Genomic DNA, 23107 nt, shown 5'->3' with positions numbered 1-23107 from the left:
TCATTTTGTAGGGTGCGTTAGCGAAGCGTAACGCACCAGGGTTAGCGTAACGCACCTACTTATGTTCTTTGAGAAGTAAAAGTTAATAGTAACTATGCGCCTAACGCACCCTACACCTGTGAGTGCGATCGCACTTGGAGGGTTTCTGGCTATAAGTTGATAGGCTAAAGCCCTTACTACAAACTACGAACTACGAACGCAGCGCTACAATGAGTATGGCTTCACCTCCGGAAAGATAATGGCTTTAGAACCGTGTAAGGTGTGTGGTTCCCTAACTAGCACGAATGATGAAATTTGCATGATTTGTGGGTATCCGGCGAAAGGACGCCCGAAGACGATTTGGTTTAAGTGGATTGCACTGATTTTGGCGCTGGCTATTGGTTTACCGTTGATTATCGCTACGTTCCAAAATCTAGTGAGTTCAGAGACGCCGATTCAATCCGTACCCTCTGAGAGTGAATAGATACCCGCCACGAACCCAGATTCCCGATTTCTTCAGGAAGTCGGGGATCTAAATATCTACATCTCGATGAGAAGCCGATGAGTTCTCAAAGTTTTCAGTCCTAAACTCCGATAACCACCCGTTTGAATGAGGATGTTGAGTCAAATCAGTCATCCTCTAGATCCTAATGCACATCTGTGAATGTCCCTACACAAAGCCACTACTCTCTCTATTCTCCAAGTACAACAAAAATATAGACAGGATGTATGTGACTGTTGATTCGCCTAACGCGATCGCACGAAACGGTTCATCTCAGAGAAGGAGACTAATGATGCATGATCAAAAATACACTGATGAATCGCCAACGCGCTTATCTCGTCTCAAGGTGTTCAATAGTACATACGCTCTAAATGAAAATGGAAATTTGCAAGATGTATCACTGACTAACCCGGAATCGCTTCCTTTCGTTGAGTTTATTCCCGCGACATCGAAATCGCCGCAGCGAGTCTTCGGAATTGTTGGTGTGGTGATTTTCTTAGCGGTGTTGGGGATAAGTGGCGCGATCGCGTTACCCAAATTTCTGCGGGTGAGTCCATCCCTCGGTGATGCCAATTCTACCACAGGATTTAACTGGCACTCCCCCAGCATTGATATCCAGGATGTCAAGTGACGATTATCCCTTGCTTACATGAATCAGACGGTAGTCGGGATGAAGGACAATGAATGAACATCATTATTATATTGGTTTACTACTGATCTTGCTGGTATTCGGGTTTGAACTCCTGATTCAGCCAGCCGATATAAACAGCGGACAACGAGTGCGATCGCGTTCGTCTCGTCAGGAAGATAGTTTGTTAGTCAGTCGTTGAGATGGAAGGGGATGAATCAGCGTTATTACCGGAGGTTAGGATTAAGTTTATTCCTGGTTTGTCTAGGACTCCTGCTATGGACAGGTTTTAATCTAACGCTTGGGATTGAATCTCAATCCGTCGCGATTCCAATCAACGCTAAACAGAATTTAATCACTCGCATTTATACGCCCAAAACGACACCGAAACCCCAACCTGTGATGATTTTATGCCATGGCGTGAATGCCAGTAAAGAAAGCATGACGCCTTTAGCGATAGAATTAGCCAGACATGGAATTGCAGCCATTCCCTTTGACTTTGGCGGCTATGGAGAATCCTATTCTGTGGGGATGCACAATAAATCGATTCACAGTCTAGAAGCCAGTACAGTAGCCGATGCTAAAGCCGTCTTAGATTTTGTGCGATTACATCCCTCTCAGTTTGATGCTAAACGGATTGGCATTGCGGGTCATTCCATGGGAGGAACCACGGCATTAAAATTAGCTCAACTTGAGTCTCAACTACAAGCCACGGTTGTTCTGAGTATCAGTGGATTTGCCACTCCCACCATTCCCAACAATCTCTTCCTCGGTGTTGGCTTATACGAACAACTGAATCCGCCGTCAGAGTTGCGCCAAATGTGGCAAACGGTTTGTCCGGATGGTGTTTGTAATAATTTTAAGAACGGAACGGCACGTCGGTTAGTTATCTCTGAGACAACCGATCATTTTACTGCACCCTACGACCCCAAATTAATCCGTCAAGTGATTCGTTGGACACAACAGGCTTTTGATCTACCGCTTCAAGAGAAGCCGTTAATAGTTCCCTGGTTTATTGTTGGCGGGATTGGTACAGTTAGCGGCAGTATTGTGGGGGGAGTTTGGCTCGTTCTGTGTTGGCAGAATTCACAGCCTTTATCCTTGCAGGAGAGAGGTTTGGAGAAAGGATCAAAAGCAAAAATTAGATACAGTGTAACTGGATTTTGGGGGATTGTTCTCCTTATATGCTGGATAGCCGGAACCAGTAATCTCTTAGTCTTGTGTAGCCTGCTGCAATTGGTCAGTAATTATAGTTTGCGTTATCCGGGAAAGATTAGCCAAGCGGTACGAATTACCGGATTGTATGTCAGTTTAGGATTAGCCGCTTTCTGCTTATCGGGTTTACTTCGGGGTGCGGTTGAATTGTGGCATCATCCCCTATCATGGCTCAAATTTCCCCAATTTTTACTGCAATGGATTATTTTTATTGTTTATAACTATGGCATCGCCATGAAAGTGGCTGTTTTAGAGACGTACACGTTCACGTTACAACCAAGTTGGCTCTTGTTTCTGATCATCGGATGTGAGTTAATCCAACCCGGTATCATTTTAAGCGGGGTGGAAAAAGTCGGAATTTGGCTAGTGCAATGGTTACGTCGTCCGCTAACTGTAACTGGATTGGGTAAAGTCTCTGGAAAAGACGCCGGATTAATCGGAGTTTTGGTGGTGCTACTCATCGTTTTATTAGATCAGCGCCGTGCGGATATTGGTCAAGTTGCCAGTCAGGGAATCGCCGCGCTGGAAGTGTTTGGACTATTGCTAGTGTTACCGATTGGGGTGGGGATTTGGATTGTGCGATCGCGCTGGTTTCAGTGTCTGGAACATCGGTTAACTTAAGCTTAACCCCCTCACCCGACACGCCATTGGTGTCAACTTAAGCGCTAAAAGCAGGGGAAGCAGGGGAAGCAGGGGAAGCAGAGGGAGCAGGGGGAGCAGGGGAAGCAGAGGGAGCAGGGGGAGCAATGGTACATTTTCGGTGATTCTATCGCCTTTTCCCGACACCCGACACCCGACACCCGACACCCGACACCCCACACCCGACACCCGACACCCCACACCCGACACCCGACACCCCACACCCGACACCCGACACACCTGTGTAATACAAAAATTTCCATTTTTGGTCTATCTGTCTTACACCCTACTCTGCGTAGGAATAACTCAGAGGACAAGTTCACAACCCTTGTATTGTCTAAGATACGTATATCGCAAAGTATATTAATATGTTACATTTCATCACAAACTATCTTGTCTTAGCCTTAGAAGTGTAATACTAAAACCATCTAAATTATGCCGACAAATGTCTAAGTTAACAAGTAAAAAATAGGATTATATCACAATAAGTAAAATATTAATATTCACTTAATAATTATTTTTAATTCCTGGGTATTCACTGAATTATATTTTGAGGCGTCTTTACAATTTTCTCTTCTACCTCAAGGCAGAGAATCTGGACTAAACCAGCAATTATTGTCAGCTTTTCGGGGTTTTCCGCCATTTTCCGGTTGTTTGCCGTCATTTGACTAAAGCGCTATATGTAGTGTCGCTATCCTAAAATAGGCTATATGTAGCGATTTAACGGACTCAGACCCCTAATTTTTTATATAAAGGAACTGTAAAGTAACACTGTCATGTTTATAAAGAAATGATGAATTTAAAGAAAAGATAGACAAAAGGGTTGCAAAACTTAAAACTTATTGGTTAATATGCTATTCAGAATGAAAAAACCAGGGAAACTTGCATGTCCAACTCTGCTTTGCCTCAAGACAACCAAATGCATCACAGCGATTCAAGTAAGAGCAAAACAGGTAAGAAAACAAAGAATAAAATTTTAATTGGCACGCTTGCTGTCTGTATTGGTGTAATTGGTTTAGGAGGGGCTGGATTAGCCTATCGACAAACCACTCGATATAAAGTCAGCGATGCAATGGAGGTTAATCTAAAAGAATTAACCAATACTCAATATCCCGCCAACACATCAGGTTTAAGTAAAAAATTCCGCCGCTATAACGACCGTACCTTAACCGTGGTTAAACGGGATGACAACCATTTCGATTTTGTCCTGGAGCCGAATAACGATCACACGGCTAAAATTGTGATCAAAAATATTGATTTAGAACTTTTAACCCCGAAAGTCCCCGAATGGACTAAAAACGATGAAGGCTTAGAAGTCGTTGCCTTTACTAACCGCGAATGGAACCGCCAACAGATCAGTTTCCCAGCGGATTCCGAACATATTGAAATTAGTGGCGGTGACGGGTTTGAAGAAGAAAACATCTATCAAATCGCCCTAGCCAATAATTGCATCAATGGTGGACTGTGGGAAGTCATTCTCACCACCAAAGAAGACGGCAATAAAAAGCTTTACTACCAAGGATGGTTTGACTTTCCCCATGGACTGTACAAAGAAGTCTTTGAAGACATCAACAATATCTCCTACTGGAAACACTGGCGACGCTTAGAACATTGGCAAGATCCTAGTGGCGCTGTTGTCAAGACTGACTTGCTGCGAGATGTCATCGATGAGCAAGAAGTTCAAGCCGATTTCCCCCTAGATGAAAAAATCATTGCGTCCGGTGAGCAAGTCCGCAAAGTCCGCACCGTTCTCGCCAATAACTTACAAACCTGGGGCGATTTCTATAGCGGTGAACATGAGATTCAATTTGGCTCTTTTGTTCCCCCTGGATACTATAATACGGATAAACCCTGGGGACATGAATACTGGCGCATTGGTCAATTTGACAAAGCCGTTCTCCGGAATATTAACCCTGTAGGTGTCGATGAAACCTTACAGGAACTGGAGTTAACGTTCACAGATACGAAATCCGGAGAACAAAACAAATTGTTTATCAGTGGCGTTGATATCAAAAACCTACCGCAGTTACCTGTAGAGGAATATAATAAGGGCTTGTATATGCCTTTAGGAATTGGCATTCCTCCGTTCTATCAAGACTACGAAGAACTGAAAACCAACCATCCCGATAAAAGTCCTTATTTCGCTGGATTACTGGATTCTAAGGGCGGGTGGATTAACAATCATCAAGTTGCGCTCGCTGGCGTCGCCATGCACCGGGATCAGGAGAATTCAGACCTGTTGCATCTGTACTTCTTGTCCTACGAACGGATGACCCTAATTGCCCATTTCAAAGTTGATATCAAATCCCTCTACTAGGCACTCGTTGTAACTCACCCATAAGATACCTGACTTCTCAGAGAAGTCGGGTACCTAGTGCAAGCAGGCAGAAATAACTGAACAGCTAAGTAGGTGGACATAATTAACGTGAACGGTGAAGAACTCGCGAAGCGCCAAGCAAGCTAAGTAGGTGGACACAATTCAAGTTAGCGGTGGAGATTAGGGAACAGGGAACAGGGAACAGGGAACAGGGAACAGGGAACAGGGAACAGGGAACAGGGAACAGTAAGGGTTTGAGGTTTGTTTACATAACTTAATCTAGTTAAGTTTATTTCCACCAACCTACTTACGTCATTCATCCTTATTCGTCCTTTGTTCATTGGTAATCCTCTTCCCCAGCTCCCCAGACGTAGCATGCTACGTCTCTACTTCCCCAGCTTCCCCAGCTTCTCCTGCTCTCTCCCTTATCCCAGATGTTGCTGTACCATATCCAACAATTCTTGAGCTTGAGGCGGTTTAGCTAAAAACCCGGTTGCACCCACAAGTTGAGCGCGAGTCCGGTCAATTGATGTATTTTTAGCCGTCAATATAATAATCGGTGTCTTTTTAAACACAGGCGTGTCTCGCAGAAACTTACAAATGCTATAGCCGTCAGCATTGGGCAAAAGCAGGTCAAGCAAAATTAAATCGGGCTTATGTTCAATCAGTTGGGAGAAGCCTCGCATTGGTTCGGGAATACTCAACACTTGATATCCATTGGGAATTAAAATCTTGCGTAACGTGAGCGTTAACACCGGACTATCATCAATGCAAGCAATTAACGGGGTTTTAGTTTCAACTGGAGTTGGCTTGATTTCCGGTGGCTTTTTATCAGCAACTACTGGAGTATCCATCACATTCTCGTTGCTCGTGGGTAATGCCAAATCAGGAACGTCTTGAAATTTGAGCATCCCTTGTTTAGTCAAACCCATCAAAGACTGAGTTAAATCAATGATGGATTGATTTCGCTCAACCGCAATATCCCACAAGGTTAATTTTCCATTGAGATACTTGTCTTCAATCGGTAACTCTGAAGTGTCTACTCCCTCTTGTAAAATAGGAGCCAGCGTGGGGTGAAGGTGACTTAACCCAGCCGCTTGCCATTGTTGCTGCATTTGCTCGGCTGTACCCAGAATCGTTTGTATTTCGTTGCTGGATAAGGCAACAACTTTGCAAAATGTCGATATCGCCGTTTGGGTGGGTTTCCAGTCTCTGTCCAAATCCGTGTAAGGCGTGAGTTCAAATAAACATTCTTGCACGAGACTGCGAATGATTAACTTGGCTTGAATCAGGCTAAGTTGTTTTTGGCTCAATCCGCGATCGATGAGCTGACATTCCCAACTAGGATTGTCGGAAAACTGGGAGTAATCAGCCCTCCAGTGCCAATTCGACCGATGCTGATTGATTGCCCGGTTCCAGCGTCTCACGGGATGATGTTTACTCTTCGGATAAAGTAATTGACCCCGAACCAAGTACAATGTCCAAAATGCCTGAGAGTTTTTTAGAATTAGCTCTCCGTTTCCATGTTTACTATAGTCGTTTAACTCTTGAATTAGACGGGTTAAGTTCATTCGTAATAATTAAATTATTTCTTATAAATAGAAATTTGTGACCTAGTACAAGCGGCTTCCCGACCTACGTGATAACACGAGAGTTTCAGGTCACTGCTAGTATTCTTTGTCAAAAGAATTAGCATCTGATTCAAAGATGGAACCGATGCACTAGAAGAGTAGATGCTTGCCTTGAAACGTAAATGGTCTGAATTATACTTCGCGCAGTCAAATTTGTCATTCTGAACGGAGCGATAGCGGAGTGAAGAATCTCACCAGATGTTACGCTGTACTTCACTAAGTTCTGCATGACAAAAGCTCAGTTGTAACCGCGAGCTTCACCATCGCTTTCTATAAACTAACGTACTTAGTTAAGATTTGTCTACTTATTCCCCGTTAGCACGTATGTTTGAGCAATTTACCCAGCATCGAATTACCACCTCAGACACCACGATTAATCTGGTGATGGGTGGCGCAGGATATCCTCTATTATTACTCCATGGTTATCCGCAAACCTATGTAATGTGGCATCAGATTGCACCCGTTCTGGCACAGCACTTCACCGTGATTTGTGCCGATTTGCGCGGCTATGGTGACAGCGATAAACCCACCTCTGATCCAGCCCATCTGACCTATTCTAAACGGGTAACTGCCCAAGACCAAGTGGAACTGATGGATATCCTCGGTTTTAAGCGCTTTTTCGCTGCTGGACACGATCGCGGCGGACGGGTGTTGCATCGCCTGCTGCTTGACCATCCTAACCGAGTTGATAAAGCGGCGGTTTTAGATATTGTACCCACCCGAACGATTTTTCAAACGGTGGATAAAGAATTAGCCACAGCTTACGAACATTGGTTTTTTCTAATCCAGCCCTATGATTTTCCCGAACGACTGATTGGTGCAGACCCAGAATTTTACCTGAAAACCAAGATACACCAATGGAGTGCAACACAGACAGGGTTCACCGAAGCGGCGATGGCGGAATATAGTCGCTGCTTTAGTCAACCTGCTGTGATTCACGCCACTTGTGAGGATTATCGCGCCGCCGCCTCCATTGATCTCGACCACGATGAAGCAGATATTGACCAGAAGATTCAATGTCCTCTATTGGTGTTATGGGGCGCAAAAGGGGTCATGCAACGCCGCTATGATGTCCTGCAAACCTGGCGCGATCGCGCGATCGATGTTCGGGGTCAGGCGTTGGACTGCGGTCATTTTCTACCCGAGGAAGCGCCGCAACAGACAGCCCAAGCGCTGTTAGATTTTTTTGTCGGCTAATCGTGATTCGGTCTTAACTTTTTATCAATAGATAAAGGTGCGATCGCCAGTGTTTGCTGGCTGTGAGAATTTATCCACCGCCACAACCACCACAGCCACCACAACCGCCACCACCACCACAACCGCCACCACCGCTATTACCACCCCTACTACGGTAACCACTGGAACGACTACTGCCTGGAGAAAGCTGATTATTCAAATAAAAAGCAATGACTAAAATACCAATGACAAGAAAGAAACCAAAGGGAACAATAATCACAACCAGTAAGATTACAGCCAATAAAGATAAACTAACCAGCCAAGCCATTAGGTTGATTAACCGATGTTCAGACAAGAAAAAAGGTCGAAACAGTAAATAGCTACCGACCAGCAGCGACAAAACCAATAGATAGCCAATGGGTTGACTGCGTACCATCCCTATACTGATTCTGGTAATTCCTATAAAAGAGAATAAGCTTAGGGAGAGAATAGTCAATAGCCTTGTTGCCTTATAAAAAGCTAGAGAATATTTATAGTTACCCGATAAATTTCCCAAATATACATCCTCTTGCCATAGTCTTAATTTAGACTTAGAAATTAATTTAAACTTTATCCACAACTGAGCAGAACTGTCTAAGATAAGCCCCGGCACTAAAGCGAGTAAATAAAAGCTGAGAAATTCTGTTCCATGGAACGTGGAGAGTCCTGTCGCTAACTTGATGATTCCTATAAGAAATAACGAAAAAGTCAGGAATGAACCTAAAGGTGCAGCAATGAGGGTAGCTTTTCCAAAAGGGAGAAACGCCAAACACACGAGGGCTTCGATACAAACTGCAATGAGTGCAGCCGACAAATAAAACGACACAAATTCAGGTAAGGCAAGATTTAGAGGATTCGAGAGGTTGTCCAAAGATAAGCTACAACCTGTAATCCCTAATGCCAGAAACAAAAATAAACCCGAAATGGCAATGTATCGCCAAGGGAAATTCAACGAAAAATTCAACCGAGGCTTGGGTAAAATCCAGTTAGTCTGAGTGTTAACTCGAACAAAATAAAGATCTTGCCCAAAGCGAATGTGAGTGGGACGCCAAATATCGGTGGGTGGCTCTCCAAAGAAATGTTGATAACTCTCTAGCGTTTTGTTATACCAATTATTGAATTTATCTTGCTCATGACGACCGCCGATTGTGGGATTGTGATGCAGGGGAGTTTGCAGAACGTTTGGACAAAACTCATCCCAGTAAGATTTGGTGTACGTCAAATGTAAATGCCAAACTTGATCGATTTGGTCAGATGGAGTCACGGGATGTCCGGCGACGATAGCCAGAAAAACAAACTTTTTGTATTCGTCAATGACCCGTCGAGTATACTCAATTGTCCAGGCATTATCGCGTGCTAATCGCTTGCTGAAGGTTAACCGAGCCTGGGGTTCGTCTAAGGAAAATTCTTGAATTCGTTGATAAATTTCTGCCTGTTGATGGTTCATAGGATATAAGGAAAAAAGTTAAGTTTGTGTTCCCCAAATAGGGAGAGTGAATGGTTTAGGTAATTCTCTGATAGTAACCCTGTTGTTTGTGTTAATAAGTTTACCACTCAATTCTATTGTCTTCGACTGGGAAAAAGTCAGGTATTTCTGCATCATATATAGGTTTGAGGAGGTTTTAGGATGGTAAATGTCGGGAAAAGTCAGGATGATCGCTTGATGTATGAAATAACTCATTCATGAAATTCATCCTATTGACTTTGTTTTTTCCTTCATTTAGTCTGCTAGACAGGGGTAATACAAACTGTTATGGGACAAGCGGTAGCCGATCAATTCAGAATCGATAACCTGGTTAACCTGAGTGCCACAGTCGGGATGGTGCGCCAGATCCTGGAACGGTATGTGGCGCAACTGAGAAATCAACCTCTTGACGAGGAACTAGCGTTTTCACCGAACCTAGAAGAAGCGGTCAAGGTATTCCAGCCACCCGCCTTAACTCAGCTTTGTCGTGCCTTGGGACTATCGCGGTTTGAGCGCTATGTGCTGCTATTATGTGCGGCGATGGAATTAGACCCGATAATTGGGCGCTTATGTGCCGAGGCGCAGGGGAATGAACAGTGGACGTTCCCTACACCTCATTTGGCATCGCGTATTTTGCCGGAGGCGAGTTGGCAGGCGTTTACCGCTGATGCGGCGTTGCGACATTGGCAGTTAATTGAGATTGAACAAGGGCGGGCGTTTACCCTGAGTCCGATGCGGATTGATGAGAGTATCCTGCTGTATTTGTTGGGGGAAGCGTATGTCGATCCCCAATTAAAGGGAATCATTAAACCAGTCGCGCCTCAGTCCGATTTCCCCCTACCGCCCTCCCATCAAGGGATTGCACAACAGGTGGTACAAGTTTGGTTACAGGCAACGGCGGTATCGAGTTATCCAGTCATTCAACTGTGTGGCACTCAGATATCTGATCAACAGTCGGTGGCGGCGGCGATTTGTGCGTTGCTAGGGTGTCATTTAAAGCAGGTGTCTCTGACTACCCTAACCGCTACACCCGGTTTATTATCCACCGCCGGGAGTTTAACCGCACTGATGCAGCGCTGGGAACGAGCGGCACGGTTAACCAATAGTATCCTGTTACTGGACTGTCAGGAGATGAATGGGGCGGATGGTTTACAACGGCAAGTATTTCTCCAACTGCTAGAGAATTTGCAAACTCCTTTAATTGTCGCCAGTCGGGAACGGCTATTTTCCCCCCAACGTTCACCGATTACGTTTGATGTGCCGAAACCTACGCTGGAGGAACAACAGGCGATTTGGCTAGCACAATTAGGGACAGCGGGTGAGTCGTTAAATGGGCAGGTAGAGGCGTTAGCCTATCAGTTCAATCTCTCAGCACCGGGGATTGTTGCCGCTTGTACCCATGCCTTAACGGTTGGGGAAGAGGGGGAGAATAATCCCTCTCCAGTTTCCGAACAACTCTGGGATACCTGTCGCGCCCAAGCCCGTCCGCACTTAGATGCCTTGGCGCAGCGAATTGAATGTCGGGGCAGTTTCTCAGATTTGGTTTTACCTGAACAACAGTTGCAGCTACTACGAGATATTGTGGCTCAAGCCCAACTGCGCCCGCAAGTGTATCGGCATTGGCAATTTGACCGCAACCGGGAACGCGGATTGGGGATTAGTGCTTTATTTTATGGTGCAAGTGGCACAGGGAAAACGACAGCAGCGGAAATTATTGCGGCTCAACTACGGTTAGATTTGTATCGCGTCGATTTAAGTGCGGTGGTGAGTAAGTATATTGGCGAAACGGAGAAGAATTTGGCGCAGGTTTTTGATGCAGCAGAGATGGGAGGTGTGGTACTGCTGTTTGATGAGGCGGATGCTTTGTTTGGTAAACGAGGGGAAGTGAAAGAATCGCGCGATCGCTATGCCAATCAAGAGGTGAGTTATTTGTTGCAGCGGATTGAGAGTTATCAGGGAATTGCGATTCTAACCACGAATCTGAAAACGGCGATGGATAAGGCATTTGAGCGGCGGTTGCGGTTTATAATTGAGTTTCCCTTTCCAGATGCTCTTTGTCGGTGTCAGATTTGGCAGCGGGTGTTTCCTCAAGCCACGCCAACTAAGGGGTTGAATTATCGAAAATTGGCACAGGTGCCGCTGTCGGGGGGAAGTATCCAGAATGTTGCCCTGAATGCTGCGTTTGCGGCGGCGCAAAACAAGACGGCAGTGACGATGGGGCATATCTTAGATGCGGCACGAGTGGAGTGTAAAAAGATTGGCAAGGTAATCGTCAGTGCGGATTTTCAGGGTTGGGTTTGAATTGATAGAAATCGTTGAGGTGAATCATGTATCAGCAGGATAAAATCCAAAAATCCAGTTTGCCTGTGGCGCAATGGGCAACCAAGAAAGAGGCAAAAGGCGGAGTAAATGCGGTGCAGTCTCGCCCAGAGGACGTGGCGTCACCTGCCAAGGAAAACCGTAGCGTGATGGCGAAGTCACGGGATGGGATGTTGAATAATGTACTTCAGACTTTAAGGCAAGGGGATGATAGTAACTCTGGAACATCGAGTTTACAGGCAACTCCTGTAGAAGAACAGAAGTTGACAGAACAAGGAAAAGGAGATTGGCAGCAGCAAGCTGACCTCTCCACCATATTTGCTGGTTCTGGCAGTGCATTACCCCAAGGACTGATGGCGAAGTACCAGCAGTTGATGCCGGGAGTGAGTTTGAGTCATGTCAGATTACATCAGGGATCTCAAGTGGATGCTAGTCTAGCCAAGGCAGGACTTCAAGGTTTGACCAATGGCACCAGGGTAGCGGTTTCCGGTAAGGCTGAGTCAGGAACCCTGGAGCATGAATTGGGTCATGTGGCACAGCGACAGGTACAGGGTTTTAATCTGACCGAGGGAAATCGTCAGGCTTATGAGCAGGATGCTGACAGAATTTCGGCTCGATTGGTTAATGGTCAGATTGTGGAAGGTTTCCAGGGATCTGAAGTGAAAAGGAATGGAGAGTCGGCACAGGCGAAATGTTCTGAGTGTGAGCAAGAAGAGAAGCAGAATTTGATCGGCAAAGTCGATGGTGTTAATGGGTATCAAGTAGCACAAGCCGGAAATTGCAATCCTAGTCGTTCACCGAATACAATTATAGAAGATATCAGATCTCTACTAGATCCTGTAAGAAGCATTGCGAGTACTCTAAATCCTATAAATATATTCAGAGAAACTCCCGAAGAGGCATTAGGTAAATGCTTTCGAGAGTATATGTGGGCGATTCTTCCGGCTCTCGCCGATGCCAGTAGAACATGCGCGGGCGAGGGTGATGCCATTGATTGTGGTATAAAGCTGGCAACACTTTTGGGAATATTAGTATCCTACGGTTATTGTGTACGTAGGCGAATGGACACCCTAAGCCGCTCAGAGCAAGGAGTAATAAGACAACACTTACAAAAATTAAATAGTCTCATGACAGAACTTGAATGTTGGACACCCGCAATAGAGTAATTAGATATAGCGAGAGGATTTGATTCATGAACCCCTTAATGATTTCCCTAAAAATATAATGACAGAAAATGAAAAGTGGATTGTAATTATAGGTCTGTATACTTTAGCTTTGCTAGTGTTTATTTATAAAAATGCCAAGTTGCGTAAGGATTTAATTTTAAAATCAGATCAAATCCGAGAAATAGAACACGAACTTAAGGATTTAGAGAAAATTATTAAAACTAGAAAATAAATTATATAGCAGTACACTCTCGCGTAGTTACAGTACAAATGTTCTAAAGCACTCCTGATAAAGCCTCCATTTCTCATGTGTCAATACACCAGCGTGTAGCGCTATAGATGATTGAGCAACCTTAAACGCTAAAATTAAATATAGATTTAGTTTAAATTATAATAATTATAGGTCGATAAGTAAGTATGAGGATAAGTCAATCATGGTTCTGGCCATTACTGGGAATTAGCATAGTTGTTGCTAATGTAACGGGGAAGGAATGGCTGGAATGGGTTGTTTCATCAATTGTGATAATTTTAGCCATTAGTGAGGTGGCTAGTGAAGGACTATTATACCAAAAAAAAATGCAGGAAAGCGAAGAAAATATCAAGAGTATAAAAAAAAGAATTGAATCAATAAAGCAGTTTATAAAGGAATAATCAAATTAACCGTTAGCCGAAAATTTCAGCAGTCGGCAAATTCTCATTCCACCCTAAAATAAAGAATGTCTCATGACGTCAGCGGTGGGTTTGAGGAGATTAATGGGAGTTCAAGTCGAAGTCAATGATGTACCAGCAGCATTCGATCGGAAAACTTGATACCTTTAATGGAAATAAAACTGCACAAACAGGAGATCGCGCCCCTCGTCCACTGCCGATAATTATAGAAGATATTAAATCTCTACTAGCTCCTGTAAGAAGCGTTGCGAGTACTCTAAATCCTATAAATATATTCAGAGAAACTCCTGAAGAAGCAATGGGTCGATGTTTTTTAAGATTAGGTGTTTTTATTTTGGGAGCTATTGAAGGTGTCTCTATAGATTGCTTAACCCATGGTTTGTATAGCGCTGAGTGTGCTAGGTCTCTGACCACCTTAGCGGGAACATTAATAGCTTACGGCTATTGTGTACGTGATCGAATGAAAACCCTATCCTCTTCCGATCAAAAAGTAATACATAAGCACTTGCATAAACTAGATAGTTTAATTAAGGAGATTGAGTATTTGAAATCCCTAACAACGTAATTGTATAGGCTTTTCAATACTTGTAGTATAAGTTTTTCGGGGACAGGAAACAGTGAACAGTGAACAATTAACAGAAAAAACATTATTCAGCAAGCTTTTGACCAAATTCAATAACTTTTCATTATCACCCTATCTACCGGAGAGTAAAAAAAATGACAGAAACTGAACAGTGGATTATACTTATAGGTTTTTATATTTTAGCTCTGCTATTATTTTTTTATAAAAATGCAAAGTTACGTAGGGCTTTAATTGCCAAATCAGATCAAATAAGAGAAATAGAAGTCGAACTTAAAAATTTAGAGGACAGTATGAAAACCAGAAATGAAAGGACAAACAATTGAGTAATTTTACAAGCTATAACTAGTCGGACAAAAGAATACAGCACTGTATTAAGCTTTGTAAATAGTACCCAAACTCTGACAAAAGACGAATGACGTAGCTTGCTTCTCAAGGGCAGCGAGTTCTCCACCGTTCATTTTAATTGTGTCCACCTACTTAGCGCGTCTAACTCTTTTGTATAATAGCGACACATTGCTAGCTATGCTGGCTAAGGCTTTGAGGTTAATTTTATTTGTACAACTTAGTTAGGTTAACCATATATTATAAATATAGCTGTCGTTTAGGTTAGACATATATGAATATACCTCAATCATGGTTATGGTCAGTACTGGGAATTAGCCTAATTATTGCTAATTCAACCGGGAAGGAATGGTTAAAATGGATTGTTTCATCCATGGCGATAATTTTAGTCATTGTTGAAGTAACTAGTGAAGGTTCACTCTACCAAGAAAAAATGCAGGAAAGCGAAGAAAATATTAAAAGCATAAAAAAAATAATCGAATCAATGAAGCAGTTGATAAAGGAATAATAAAACGGGTAGATTATACCCATTTGCCGAGGCAAGTATATCGCCGATGCGATCACGTCTGTGGGAAACTCTCAGGCAAATCCGAAACTTTTGTTCACTCATGCCTGTTAAATCAAAAAGCACGGTCTTTAGCAGCTATGCTCTTTTAGTCATTGCCTATGCGATATTGCCTCAATTTTAACTGTCAGAATCCCCAAAATCCTATCGATGCAGAGGTTTGTCAAAATTGTGGTCGAAGCTGTTATTAGATATTTGAAGGCTGAACCGGAACAAGTAATCGTCACATAAACATCATCTCGTAGAATTATGGGATTTGAAGACTAAAACATTACGTTCTAAGTTTAATGTTACGTTGGCACGACTCGTCATTAGCCACGATAATCAGATGCTGATTATTAATGGTGATCTAGATCGCACGAGTAGGGGGGCTACGACTCTAATTTGGCATTTACCCACAGGTCGCCCAATTCGCCAGTTAAACACAAAGTTTGTTAGTGCTTCAGTCGATTTGCAGGTAGTGGTGACCCAGCGCTGACTATTTGGAATCTGGAAACTGGAGAATTAGTCAATACCCTGGAAGGACATCCAGAGGGTGTCGCTGCTGTGGCAATGAGTGCTGATGGAGAAACGATGGTTAGTCGCAGTCTAAATGGTCAAGTCAAAATTTGGCAGCCTGGTTAGCCTGACCTGTGGGGAGTGGGAAGGGGGAAGGGGGAAGGGGGGGAGATGGGGAAGATGAGGGAGGTGATGGAGAATTTTTCCAATCCGATTAAAGCCGAAGCCTTACGCCAAGCACAATTAGCGATGATCAAGGGAGAGGTGCGCTTAGAAGGGGGACAATTACGGGGAAGTGGACAACCTGTTCGGTTACCGCCAACATTAGAAACTCAAGAGGACAAGTCTCTCTGCCATCCCTATTATTGGGCAGCATTTACCCTGATTGGAAGTCCTTGGTAAATTCATCGTCTTCTCCATCGTTGGTTATTCCTGTTTCGTCAGCATCGGATAAACTGAAGGATTGGTTAAAAATTCGCAGCTTGACGGGCTAAGGTGGCGCTGCCTTCCTATCCGATAAAATATCAAGATAGTCGAGGGTGAGGGATAATGACCAATGAAAAACTTTTGTCCGGAAAACTTCCTGATTTTGATTGTTGATGATAATCCCAATAATTTACAAATTCTTCATGTCATTTTAGAAACCGAAGGCTACACAACAATTGCTGCTAGCAACGAAGAGGACGCGATTGAGCGGGTACGACTTGACAAGCCTGACTTAATCATTATGGCGTTAACCATGCCAAAAACGAGTGGGTTAGAGTTGTGCGACCATCTTAAGTCTCCCCCGCCCCTAACCACAAGTCCAATTATCCTGATGCGGACGATTCGTGAACAAGAGTATTTAATTGAAGCCTTTGAGAAAGGCGCCGCCGATACCATTACTCATCCTTTTAATCCAGCCGAAATACTGGCTCGTGTCCGCACCCATTTAGAATTGAAGCAGACTCAAAAACAATTGAATCGATTGGTTCAAGAACAGGAAAAATTAACGAAATTGTTGAGGAAATTAGCCAGTACTGATCCACTAACAGGACTCTGGAATCGCCGTCATTTTTTAACGATTGGCTATCAGGAGTTTAATCGCGCCTGTCGGTACAAGCGTTCCTTATCTATCCTGATGATTGATCTTGATAACTTTAAACAGATTAACGAGGAATATGGGCATACAATGGGAGATGAAGTCCTTAAGGGTGTAGCCAAAAGCATCGTTGGTTCATTGCGTGAAGCCGATTATTGTGGACGATGTGGCGGCGAAGAGTTTGTCACATTACTGCCAGAAACGGATAGTGCTGGGGCGATGCGTGTGGCTGAACGTTTGAGAAAGCGACTCGAACAAATTACCATTGGAATTGGCGATAAACAGGTACAAATGACGGTAACAGTTGGTGTAGCGAGTTATCAATTAGACGATTCCAACATTGAGGTAATTATTCAACGAGCGCATAAAGCACTTTATCACGCCAAGAGTCAGGGATACAATCGGGTTGTCTTGCATTAGGTTAAGCCTGCATCTAACTTCTAGCAGATTTAGGATATTCGCGGCTGCGGTAAAGATAAAAGAGTTGATAGAAATAGAGAGGGTCGATGAATAATAATATAATTTTATTTGCAGGTAGAGCGAATCCTGGATTAGCTAAAGCGATCGCCCAAGACTTAAATATACCCTTGGGAAATTGTACGGCGCAGCAATTCCCCGATGGAGAAGTCACGGTACAATTACAGGAGTCGGTGCGGCAGAAGTCGGTGTTTATCGTCCAGTCCACTTCTCCCCCCGTAAACGACCATCTGATGGAACTCTTAGCATTTGCAGATGCCTGTCGTCGGGCAGCCGCGAGGCAAATTACGGCGATTATTCCCTATTTTGGCTATGCCCGTGCGGATAAGCGCCATGGTTGTCACGAACCGATTACCGCCAGTATGGTGGCTGAGATTATGCAGACTGTGGGGATCGATCGCGTGATTACTCTGGATTTACATGCACCCCAGATTGAGGGCTTTTTCCGCATTCCTGTGGATAGTTTATCGGCTGTATCAATTTTAGGCGAAACCCTGCGCGATCGCTTGCCTGCTGATGTGGTGGTGGTGTCCCCCGATACGGGACGGGTATCGATGGCGACGGACTATGCCCAAATCCTGGATACCTCTGTGGTTGTGGTGCATAAGCAACGACAAAGTGGGACTCAAACTCAGGTAACGCGGATCGTTGGAGAAGTGCGCGATCGCCCCTGTCTGATCATAGATGATCTGATTTCCACCGGGGGTACAATCGCCAAGACGGTAGACGCCTTACTCGATGCGGGTGCCCGCCCAGAGATAACGGTTGCTGTTACTCATGGGCTGTTTATTCAAGACGCCCGCCAGCAACTAAGTCATGACAGTATCCAACAGATTTTGGCGACGGATACGATATCAATTAACGCGGAAAATTGGTCTCAGTTGCAGATTGTCTCAGTTGCCCCTCTTATTGCCCAAATGATCAGAAAGGATGAATAATATTACCCTACAAAATCTAGTTTTAATATCATTTCCGCCTACCCAGAAGCCAATAGGTCGTCATATCGCCTTTCCCCTTAACTTTGACGGCACCCCGTTGTTCAAAGATAAAGTTATGCTGTAACTGTTGGTATGTAGTAGCGGTAACTTGAATTTTACCCGGTTCTCCTGAGGATTCCATGCGAGAGGCAACATTAACCGCATCTCCCCATAAATCATAGATAAATTTTTTCCGACCAATTACACCAGCCACGACTGATCCGGTGTTAATCCCAATGCGAATTTCAAACGACTCCCCCTGTTGCTTTTGGAACTCATGAATCGCTTGTTGCATATCCAACGCCATCTGCGCGATCGCTGTGGCATGATCGTCTAAAGGACGGGGTAAACCGCCAACAACCATATAGGCATCACCAATGGTTTTAATCTTCTCCAATCCATACTGATCCGCTAGCTGATCAAACGTAGAAAAGATTTGATTCAGCATATTCACCAGTTCAATCGGTTGCAAACGTGCTGATAACGGCGTAAATCCAACAATATCGGCAAACAGAATTGTCACCTGATCAAAATGTTCCGCAATCGCCCTCTGATCTTGCTTCAGCCGACGGGCAATCAGTTCAGGTAATATATTCAGTAATAACTGCTCTGACTTATCTTGCTCTAACTGTAACGCCGCTTCTGCCTGCTTGCGATCGGTAATATCACGCGCCACCCAAATAATCGATTGGTCAGAAATTGCCGAAATACTGGCGGCAAACCATACTGTATTGTCTTCACTTTGGAGACTGTAATCAAAATAGATCGTGTGCTGAGTGGTTAGCGCCTGTTGAATTTTATCTAACCAATCCTGAGCCGTTTCCTCTTGAAAAAGATATTCGATTGTTTGGTTGATTGGGTCAATGTAAAAGTCATAGAAGCGGGTGGGATTCGTCGGCGCTATTTCGATATTTGCGATGGTATGGTCTTGAACATCAATAATTAAAACAATCGCATTCATTGCCTCAAAAAAAAGGCGCATTTTGCTTTCCGAAGTTCGCAGCTTATTTTCCAGCAATTTACTTTCACTAATATCCCGTGCTGCCCAAATCACGCTATCATGAGAAAGCGGCGATAAATTAGCGGCAAACCAATTATCTCGTCCGGCAACGGTCAACTGATAGTCAATATTAACAGTTTGCTGAGTTAAAAGAGCCTCTTTAATCGCTTGGAGAATAAAATCAGCTTGCTCGGTTGGGAACTGTTCATGTAACGTTTTACCGACAATTTCCGCTGATGGTTTGTAGTCACTCAGGGGATTAGTGGGAACAATTTTTAGGCATTGTCCTGAGGCATCAATCACCAGCACCACATCCGTCAAGGCGGCAAAAAGTGCTTGCATCTCGGTGATTGCTTTTTTCTGCTGAATCACGCTACCTAACTGATTAGAAATAACCGTGACTAGCTCAAAAAAATGATGGTCAGGTGGGTATTTTTTTGCCATAAAAAACACCAGTACAGCTAAGACATAAACGGATTCTTGCTCTGATGCTGGTGTAACAATAGGTACGGCAAAGGCTGAATTGAATCCGCATTGAACAGCGAGTTCTAGTCTCAGAAAAAGGTCATCTGAAAACGTCGCTAAATCATCAACCCACTCCGGCTGAATTTGATGCCAGACTCGTCCGGGTAATTCTTCATTGGGTAAGAAGGTTAAGGCGGCACTGTACTCTCGAAATTGGTCGAAGTTTGCTGTGTCTAGACCATCGATATCCGTACATTTACGATACCAACTATGGCTGCATTCTAACGCCATACCATCCGTCGCGGGAATCCACGCTTCGCCATAACTCCAGCCTGTAATTTCGCAGACTTGATGCAAGGCGACATCCAAGGCACTCTGAAAATCAGCGGCGCTACTAATGGCTTGGCTCATTTTAGCCAGACGTGCCACTTGTTCTTCTGCTTGCTTGCGTTCAGTTATGTCGTTAATAACAGTGAGTAAGCAGTCTTGTCCACCGAAGTTAATAATATTTGCCGATAATAATCCTGTTTTTACCTGTCCTGACTTGAGACGGAAATCGAATTCATAATTTTGAATAGTTCCCTGAGTTTGTAATTGCTGAATAAAGCGAGTACGGTCATCGGGATGCACCCAAAATTTTAATTCGACTGTGGTTTTGCCAATCAGTTCGTCTGGTTGATACCCGATCAGATTCAGTAATCGATCATTGACCGCCAACAAGTGTCCATCAGCCAGGGTGCTGATTGCCATGGCGTTGGGAGACAAGCGAAAGGCGAGGGCAAACTGATCTTCGCCTAAGCCTCCTGTGGCGCTTGGGGGTTGGATGGGCTGGTCTAATTCCTCGTTCCTGGGTTCCAAAATACTCAAAGAAGAATGCAACAGCAGGGCAAGGGGGTCAGGTAAAACTTCTATTATATCGCTATTTACTGGGATCGTCTTATGTCATACTCGCTTCGCGAGAAGCAAGCTACGTCATTCGTCTTATGTCTTATGCTGATTGTTCATGGTTCATTGTTCATTGGTAATTTTCTTCCCCAGCTTCCAGACGTAGCATGCTACGTCTCTACATTGCTTCCCCAGCTTCCCCATCTCCCCCAAATCAACCCTTACTTGCCAATACAAAAGCGACTAAAAATCCGGTCAAGTACGGATTCCGTTACTTCCTCCCCCGTAATTTCACCTAAGGCTTGAATCGCGCCACGTAAATCAATTGTCCAAAAATCTAAAGGTAACTGCTGGGAAATGGTTTCTTGTACCTGTTCCAGTGCTACCTTGGCTTGGGTTAAGGCGGCGGCTTGTCGCTGGTTAATCGCTAACTCTAAATCAGCCGCTTGAATGGTTCCGGTTTGTACGGCTTCCAGAATCCCTTGTTCTAATGCCTCAATCCCTTCATTTTTAGTAACGGCGGTTGTAATTACTCGGTCAATACTATCGGGATAGGAAACCGAATCAGCGGGGGCGAGATCGGTTTTATTAATCACTAAAATTAGGGGACGGTGTTTGACGTGGGTATAAATTTCGTGGTCTTCTGAACTCCATCCCGTTGTGGCTTCAATCACCAGTACAATTAAATCAGCCACCTCCGCCGCACGGCGCGATCGCTCAACGCCAATTTTCTCGACTTGATCGACGGTTTCCCGGATTCCGGCGGTATCTAGAACCTGTATGGGGATACCACCAACCACTAACTGCGACTCTACCACATCACGAGTTGTACCCGGTAAGTCGGTAACGATCGCGCGATCGCTGCGACTCCAGGCGTTCAATAAACTGGATTTGCCCACATTCGGACGCCCGACAATGGCGACGTTTAAGCCTGTTCGCAATAATTGACCGCGATCGGCGGTGGCGAGAATTTGCTTAATATCGGTTAAGACTTGTTGCAGTTGGGAGACGATTCCGGCTTCATCTAAAGGCGGTAAATCCTCCTCAAAGTCGATGCGGGCTTCAATTTCTGCCAAAGTATCTAAACACGTCCCCCGGAGTTGGCGAATCGGTACAGCCAGTTTTCCTTGCATTCCCGCCAATGCAGCTTGGGCGGCGGCGGGGGAACGAGAACCCACTAAGTCAGCGATACTTTCGGCTTGGGTTAAATCTAAGCGCCCATTCAAAAATGCCCGCAGGGTAAACTCTCCCGGTTGGGCTAACCGTGCACCTAATTCTAGACATAATTGCAACACCTGCTGCACAGGCATAATCCCACCGTGACAATGGAACTCAACCACATCTTCACGAGTATAAGAACGAGGGGATTGCATAATTAAAAGTAGGGCTTCATCCACGATCTGTTGGGTTTGAGGATGACGCACATACCCATAGAGAATGCGGTGAGTCTGCCAAGCTTGACGCCCTGGTGCGTGGAATAGTTGACGGGCGATTTCTAGGGCATTTTCACCCGACACCCGCACAATCCCTACACTCCCCTGTTGGGGAACGACAGCAGTTGCGATCGCGGCTATTGTTTCACCTTGGACAAACTGTTCAGACATCGTTTGCTTACCCTACCCTTTCCTAATTTGTTGTTCGCCCCTGTTTAAGAGAAGCTAGATTTCTTGTTCCCCCCTTCTGAAGGGGGGCTAGGGGGGATCTCTGATTAAGTAAAGGTTTCAGCCTTAAGTTTACACCAATGTTCATCAAGGGTTCCCTACAGATGGTGGTGTAATGGTCAAACCTGCATCAGTTCTGAGCGTTGATGGCGAGAGAAATTAAGCGATCGCGTAAAATAGTCTGTAACTGTATCAATTGCTTTCTATCTTAACTACTTATGGCAACCGTTACACTTAACCTCAATCCAATTGTTCACTTGAATCAAGAGCAATTTTATCATCTTTGCCGAGTCAATCCCGACGTAAAATTTGAACGCAATGCGAAAGGAGAACTGATCATCGTGTCCCCCACAGGCGGAGAAACGGGAAAACGGAACGCCAAGCTAACCACTCGATTTTGTGTGTGGAATGAACAAACGAACCTGGGAGAAGTTTTCGACTCTTCCACCTGTTTTCACCTGCCCAATGGAGCGAACCGTTCTCCCGATGTGGCTTGGATTCAACAACAACGATGGGATGCGCTGACAGAGGAACAGAAAGAAAAATTCCCCCCCATTGCCCCAGACTTTGTTTTGGAGTTAATGTCACCCAGCGATACGTTAACAGAAACCCAAGACAAAATGCAGGAATACATGGATAATCAAGTCAGACTAGGTTGGTTACTCTATCGACCAACTCGTCGGGTTGAAATTTATCGCCAAGGACAAACGGTAGAAATCCTGGAAAATCCGACCCAGTTATCGGGAGAAAATGTTTTACCTGGCTTTATTTTAGATTTACAGATTGTTTGGAATTGAATCATTGACTGTCAAAAATTCATCCGTCAAT

General features: G+C 44.4%; 25 protein-coding genes. 20 read left to right on the top strand and 5 right to left on the bottom strand.

The window, feature by feature from the left end; all coding sequences use genetic code 11:
* The first annotated feature begins 238 nt into the window (after window positions 1–238).
* The 4 genes from RIE73_RS03935 to RIE73_RS03920 all read left to right on the top strand — a co-directional run bounded on the left by RIE73_RS03935 (window position 239) and on the right by RIE73_RS03920 (window position 2945).
* Window positions 239–463, top strand: a complete 225-nt coding sequence (locus tag RIE73_RS03935; protein WP_446399942.1) for a hypothetical protein — start codon at window positions 239–241, stop codon at window positions 461–463.
* A gap of 307 nt (window positions 464–770) precedes the next feature.
* Window positions 771–1112: a hypothetical protein gene (locus RIE73_RS03930; protein ID WP_446399941.1), complete on the top strand. Its 342-nt coding sequence runs from the start codon at window positions 771–773 to the stop codon at window positions 1110–1112.
* A 49-nt stretch (window positions 1113–1161) separates the two neighbouring features.
* Complete coding sequence (locus tag RIE73_RS03925; RefSeq protein WP_446399940.1) at window positions 1162–1311, top strand: hypothetical protein; 150 nt, start codon at window positions 1162–1164, stop codon at window positions 1309–1311.
* Window positions 1312–1322: 11 nt separating this feature from the next.
* Window positions 1323–2945 carry an alpha/beta hydrolase gene (locus RIE73_RS03920; protein WP_446399939.1) on the top strand — a complete coding sequence of 541 codons (1623 nt, stop codon included), beginning with the start codon at window positions 1323–1325 and terminating at the stop codon, window positions 2943–2945.
* Here RIE73_RS03920 and RIE73_RS03915 read toward each other — a convergent pair.
* Window positions 2937–3203: a hypothetical protein gene (locus RIE73_RS03915; RefSeq protein WP_446399938.1), complete on the bottom strand. Its 267-nt coding sequence runs from the start codon at window positions 3201–3203 to the stop codon at window positions 2937–2939. The genes RIE73_RS03920 and RIE73_RS03915 overlap by 9 nt on opposite strands.
* Window positions 3204–3849: 646 nt before the next feature.
* Here RIE73_RS03915 and RIE73_RS03910 point away from each other — a divergent pair.
* Complete coding sequence (locus tag RIE73_RS03910; protein WP_446399937.1) at window positions 3850–5280, top strand: hypothetical protein; 1431 nt, start codon at window positions 3850–3852, stop codon at window positions 5278–5280.
* 425 nt (window positions 5281–5705) lie between these two features.
* On the opposite strand, the gene RIE73_RS03905 is transcribed toward RIE73_RS03910, so the two are convergent.
* The gene (locus RIE73_RS03905; protein ID WP_446399936.1) at window positions 5706–6851 is read right to left on the bottom strand and encodes a response regulator; all 1146 of its coding nucleotides are present in this window, start codon (window positions 6849–6851) and stop codon (window positions 5706–5708) included.
* 384 nt (window positions 6852–7235) lie between these two features.
* Between RIE73_RS03905 and RIE73_RS03900 the strand changes: the two genes are divergently transcribed.
* The gene (locus tag RIE73_RS03900) at window positions 7236–8108 is read left to right on the top strand and encodes an alpha/beta fold hydrolase (RefSeq protein WP_446399964.1); all 873 of its coding nucleotides are present in this window, start codon (window positions 7236–7238) and stop codon (window positions 8106–8108) included.
* A 70-nt stretch (window positions 8109–8178) separates the two neighbouring features.
* On the opposite strand, the gene RIE73_RS03895 is transcribed toward RIE73_RS03900, so the two are convergent.
* Window positions 8179–9573 carry a glycine-rich domain-containing protein gene (locus RIE73_RS03895; protein WP_446399935.1) on the bottom strand — a complete coding sequence of 465 codons (1395 nt, stop codon included), beginning with the start codon at window positions 9571–9573 and terminating at the stop codon, window positions 8179–8181.
* Window positions 9574–9879: 306 nt separating this feature from the next.
* Here RIE73_RS03895 and RIE73_RS03890 point away from each other — a divergent pair, with 306 nt between their 5' ends.
* The 13 genes from RIE73_RS03890 to RIE73_RS03830 all read left to right on the top strand — a co-directional run bounded on the left by RIE73_RS03890 (window position 9880) and on the right by RIE73_RS03830 (window position 18229).
* Complete coding sequence (locus RIE73_RS03890) at window positions 9880–11892, top strand: ATP-binding protein (RefSeq protein ID WP_446399934.1); 2013 nt, start codon at window positions 9880–9882, stop codon at window positions 11890–11892.
* Window positions 11893–11918: 26 nt separating this feature from the next.
* Window positions 11919–13076: an eCIS core domain-containing protein gene (locus RIE73_RS03885; protein WP_446399933.1), complete on the top strand. Its 1158-nt coding sequence runs from the start codon at window positions 11919–11921 to the stop codon at window positions 13074–13076.
* 19 nt (window positions 13077–13095) lie between these two features.
* Entirely contained in the window at window positions 13096–13308 is a 213-nt protein-coding gene (locus RIE73_RS03880; protein WP_446399932.1) for a hypothetical protein, read from the top strand.
* Window positions 13309–13493: 185 nt separating this feature from the next.
* Window positions 13494–13727, top strand: coding sequence for a hypothetical protein (locus RIE73_RS03875; protein ID WP_446399931.1), 234 nt, complete (start codon window positions 13494–13496; stop codon window positions 13725–13727).
* 124 nt (window positions 13728–13851) lie between these two features.
* Window positions 13852–14310: a hypothetical protein gene (locus RIE73_RS03870; RefSeq protein WP_446399930.1), complete on the top strand. Its 459-nt coding sequence runs from the start codon at window positions 13852–13854 to the stop codon at window positions 14308–14310.
* Window positions 14311–14462: 152 nt separating this feature from the next.
* Window positions 14463–14651 carry a hypothetical protein gene (locus RIE73_RS03865; protein ID WP_446399929.1) on the top strand — a complete coding sequence of 63 codons (189 nt, stop codon included), beginning with the start codon at window positions 14463–14465 and terminating at the stop codon, window positions 14649–14651.
* A gap of 293 nt (window positions 14652–14944) precedes the next feature.
* On the top strand, window positions 14945–15178 hold the full coding sequence (locus RIE73_RS03860) for a hypothetical protein (RefSeq protein ID WP_446399928.1): 234 nt from the start codon (window positions 14945–14947) through the stop codon (window positions 15176–15178).
* 158 nt (window positions 15179–15336) lie between these two features.
* Window positions 15337–15426, top strand: coding sequence for a 4-Cys prefix domain-containing protein (locus RIE73_RS03855; RefSeq protein ID WP_446399927.1), 90 nt, complete (start codon window positions 15337–15339; stop codon window positions 15424–15426).
* Window positions 15427–15491: 65 nt separating this feature from the next.
* A complete protein-coding gene (locus RIE73_RS03850; RefSeq protein WP_446399926.1) occupies window positions 15492–15713 on the top strand; it encodes a hypothetical protein in 222 nt (73 codons plus the stop codon).
* Window positions 15710–15859 carry a WD40 repeat domain-containing protein gene (locus RIE73_RS03845; protein WP_446399963.1) on the top strand — a complete coding sequence of 50 codons (150 nt, stop codon included), beginning with the start codon at window positions 15710–15712 and terminating at the stop codon, window positions 15857–15859. Before RIE73_RS03850 ends, RIE73_RS03845 begins: the two co-directional genes overlap by 4 nt.
* A 54-nt stretch (window positions 15860–15913) precedes the next feature.
* Window positions 15914–16135: a CHAT domain-containing protein gene (locus RIE73_RS03840; protein WP_446399925.1), complete on the top strand. Its 222-nt coding sequence runs from the start codon at window positions 15914–15916 to the stop codon at window positions 16133–16135.
* 154 nt (window positions 16136–16289) lie between these two features.
* Window positions 16290–17234 carry a diguanylate cyclase gene (locus tag RIE73_RS03835; RefSeq protein ID WP_446399924.1) on the top strand — a complete coding sequence of 315 codons (945 nt, stop codon included), beginning with the start codon at window positions 16290–16292 and terminating at the stop codon, window positions 17232–17234.
* Window positions 17235–17320: 86 nt separating this feature from the next.
* Window positions 17321–18229 carry a ribose-phosphate diphosphokinase gene (locus tag RIE73_RS03830; RefSeq protein WP_446399923.1) on the top strand — a complete coding sequence of 303 codons (909 nt, stop codon included), beginning with the start codon at window positions 17321–17323 and terminating at the stop codon, window positions 18227–18229.
* Between the two features lie 28 nt (window positions 18230–18257).
* Here the strand turns inward: RIE73_RS03830 and RIE73_RS03825 are convergent, their stop codons facing one another.
* Both RIE73_RS03825 and mnmE read right to left on the bottom strand, forming a co-directional pair.
* The gene (locus tag RIE73_RS03825) at window positions 18258–20591 is read right to left on the bottom strand and encodes an adenylate/guanylate cyclase domain-containing protein (RefSeq protein ID WP_446399922.1); all 2334 of its coding nucleotides are present in this window, start codon (window positions 20589–20591) and stop codon (window positions 18258–18260) included.
* Window positions 20592–20839: 248 nt separating this feature from the next.
* On the bottom strand, window positions 20840–22222 hold the full coding sequence (mnmE, locus tag RIE73_RS03820; RefSeq protein WP_446399921.1) for a tRNA uridine-5-carboxymethylaminomethyl(34) synthesis GTPase MnmE: 1383 nt from the start codon (window positions 22220–22222) through the stop codon (window positions 20840–20842).
* A 275-nt stretch (window positions 22223–22497) separates the two neighbouring features.
* On the opposite strand from mnmE, the gene RIE73_RS03815 reads away from it, so the two are divergent.
* Window positions 22498–23076, top strand: a complete 579-nt coding sequence (locus RIE73_RS03815; RefSeq protein WP_446399920.1) for a Uma2 family endonuclease — start codon at window positions 22498–22500, stop codon at window positions 23074–23076.
* The last annotated feature ends 31 nt before the right edge of the window (window positions 23077–23107 follow it).

The sequence above is a fragment of the Coleofasciculus sp. C1-SOL-03 genome (assembly GCF_040220555.1).
GTDB lineage: Bacteria > Cyanobacteriota > Cyanobacteriia > Cyanobacteriales > Coleofasciculaceae > Coleofasciculus.
The sequence above is the reverse complement of the archived record's forward strand: the minus strand, read 5'-3'. Positions and strand labels throughout refer to the sequence as shown.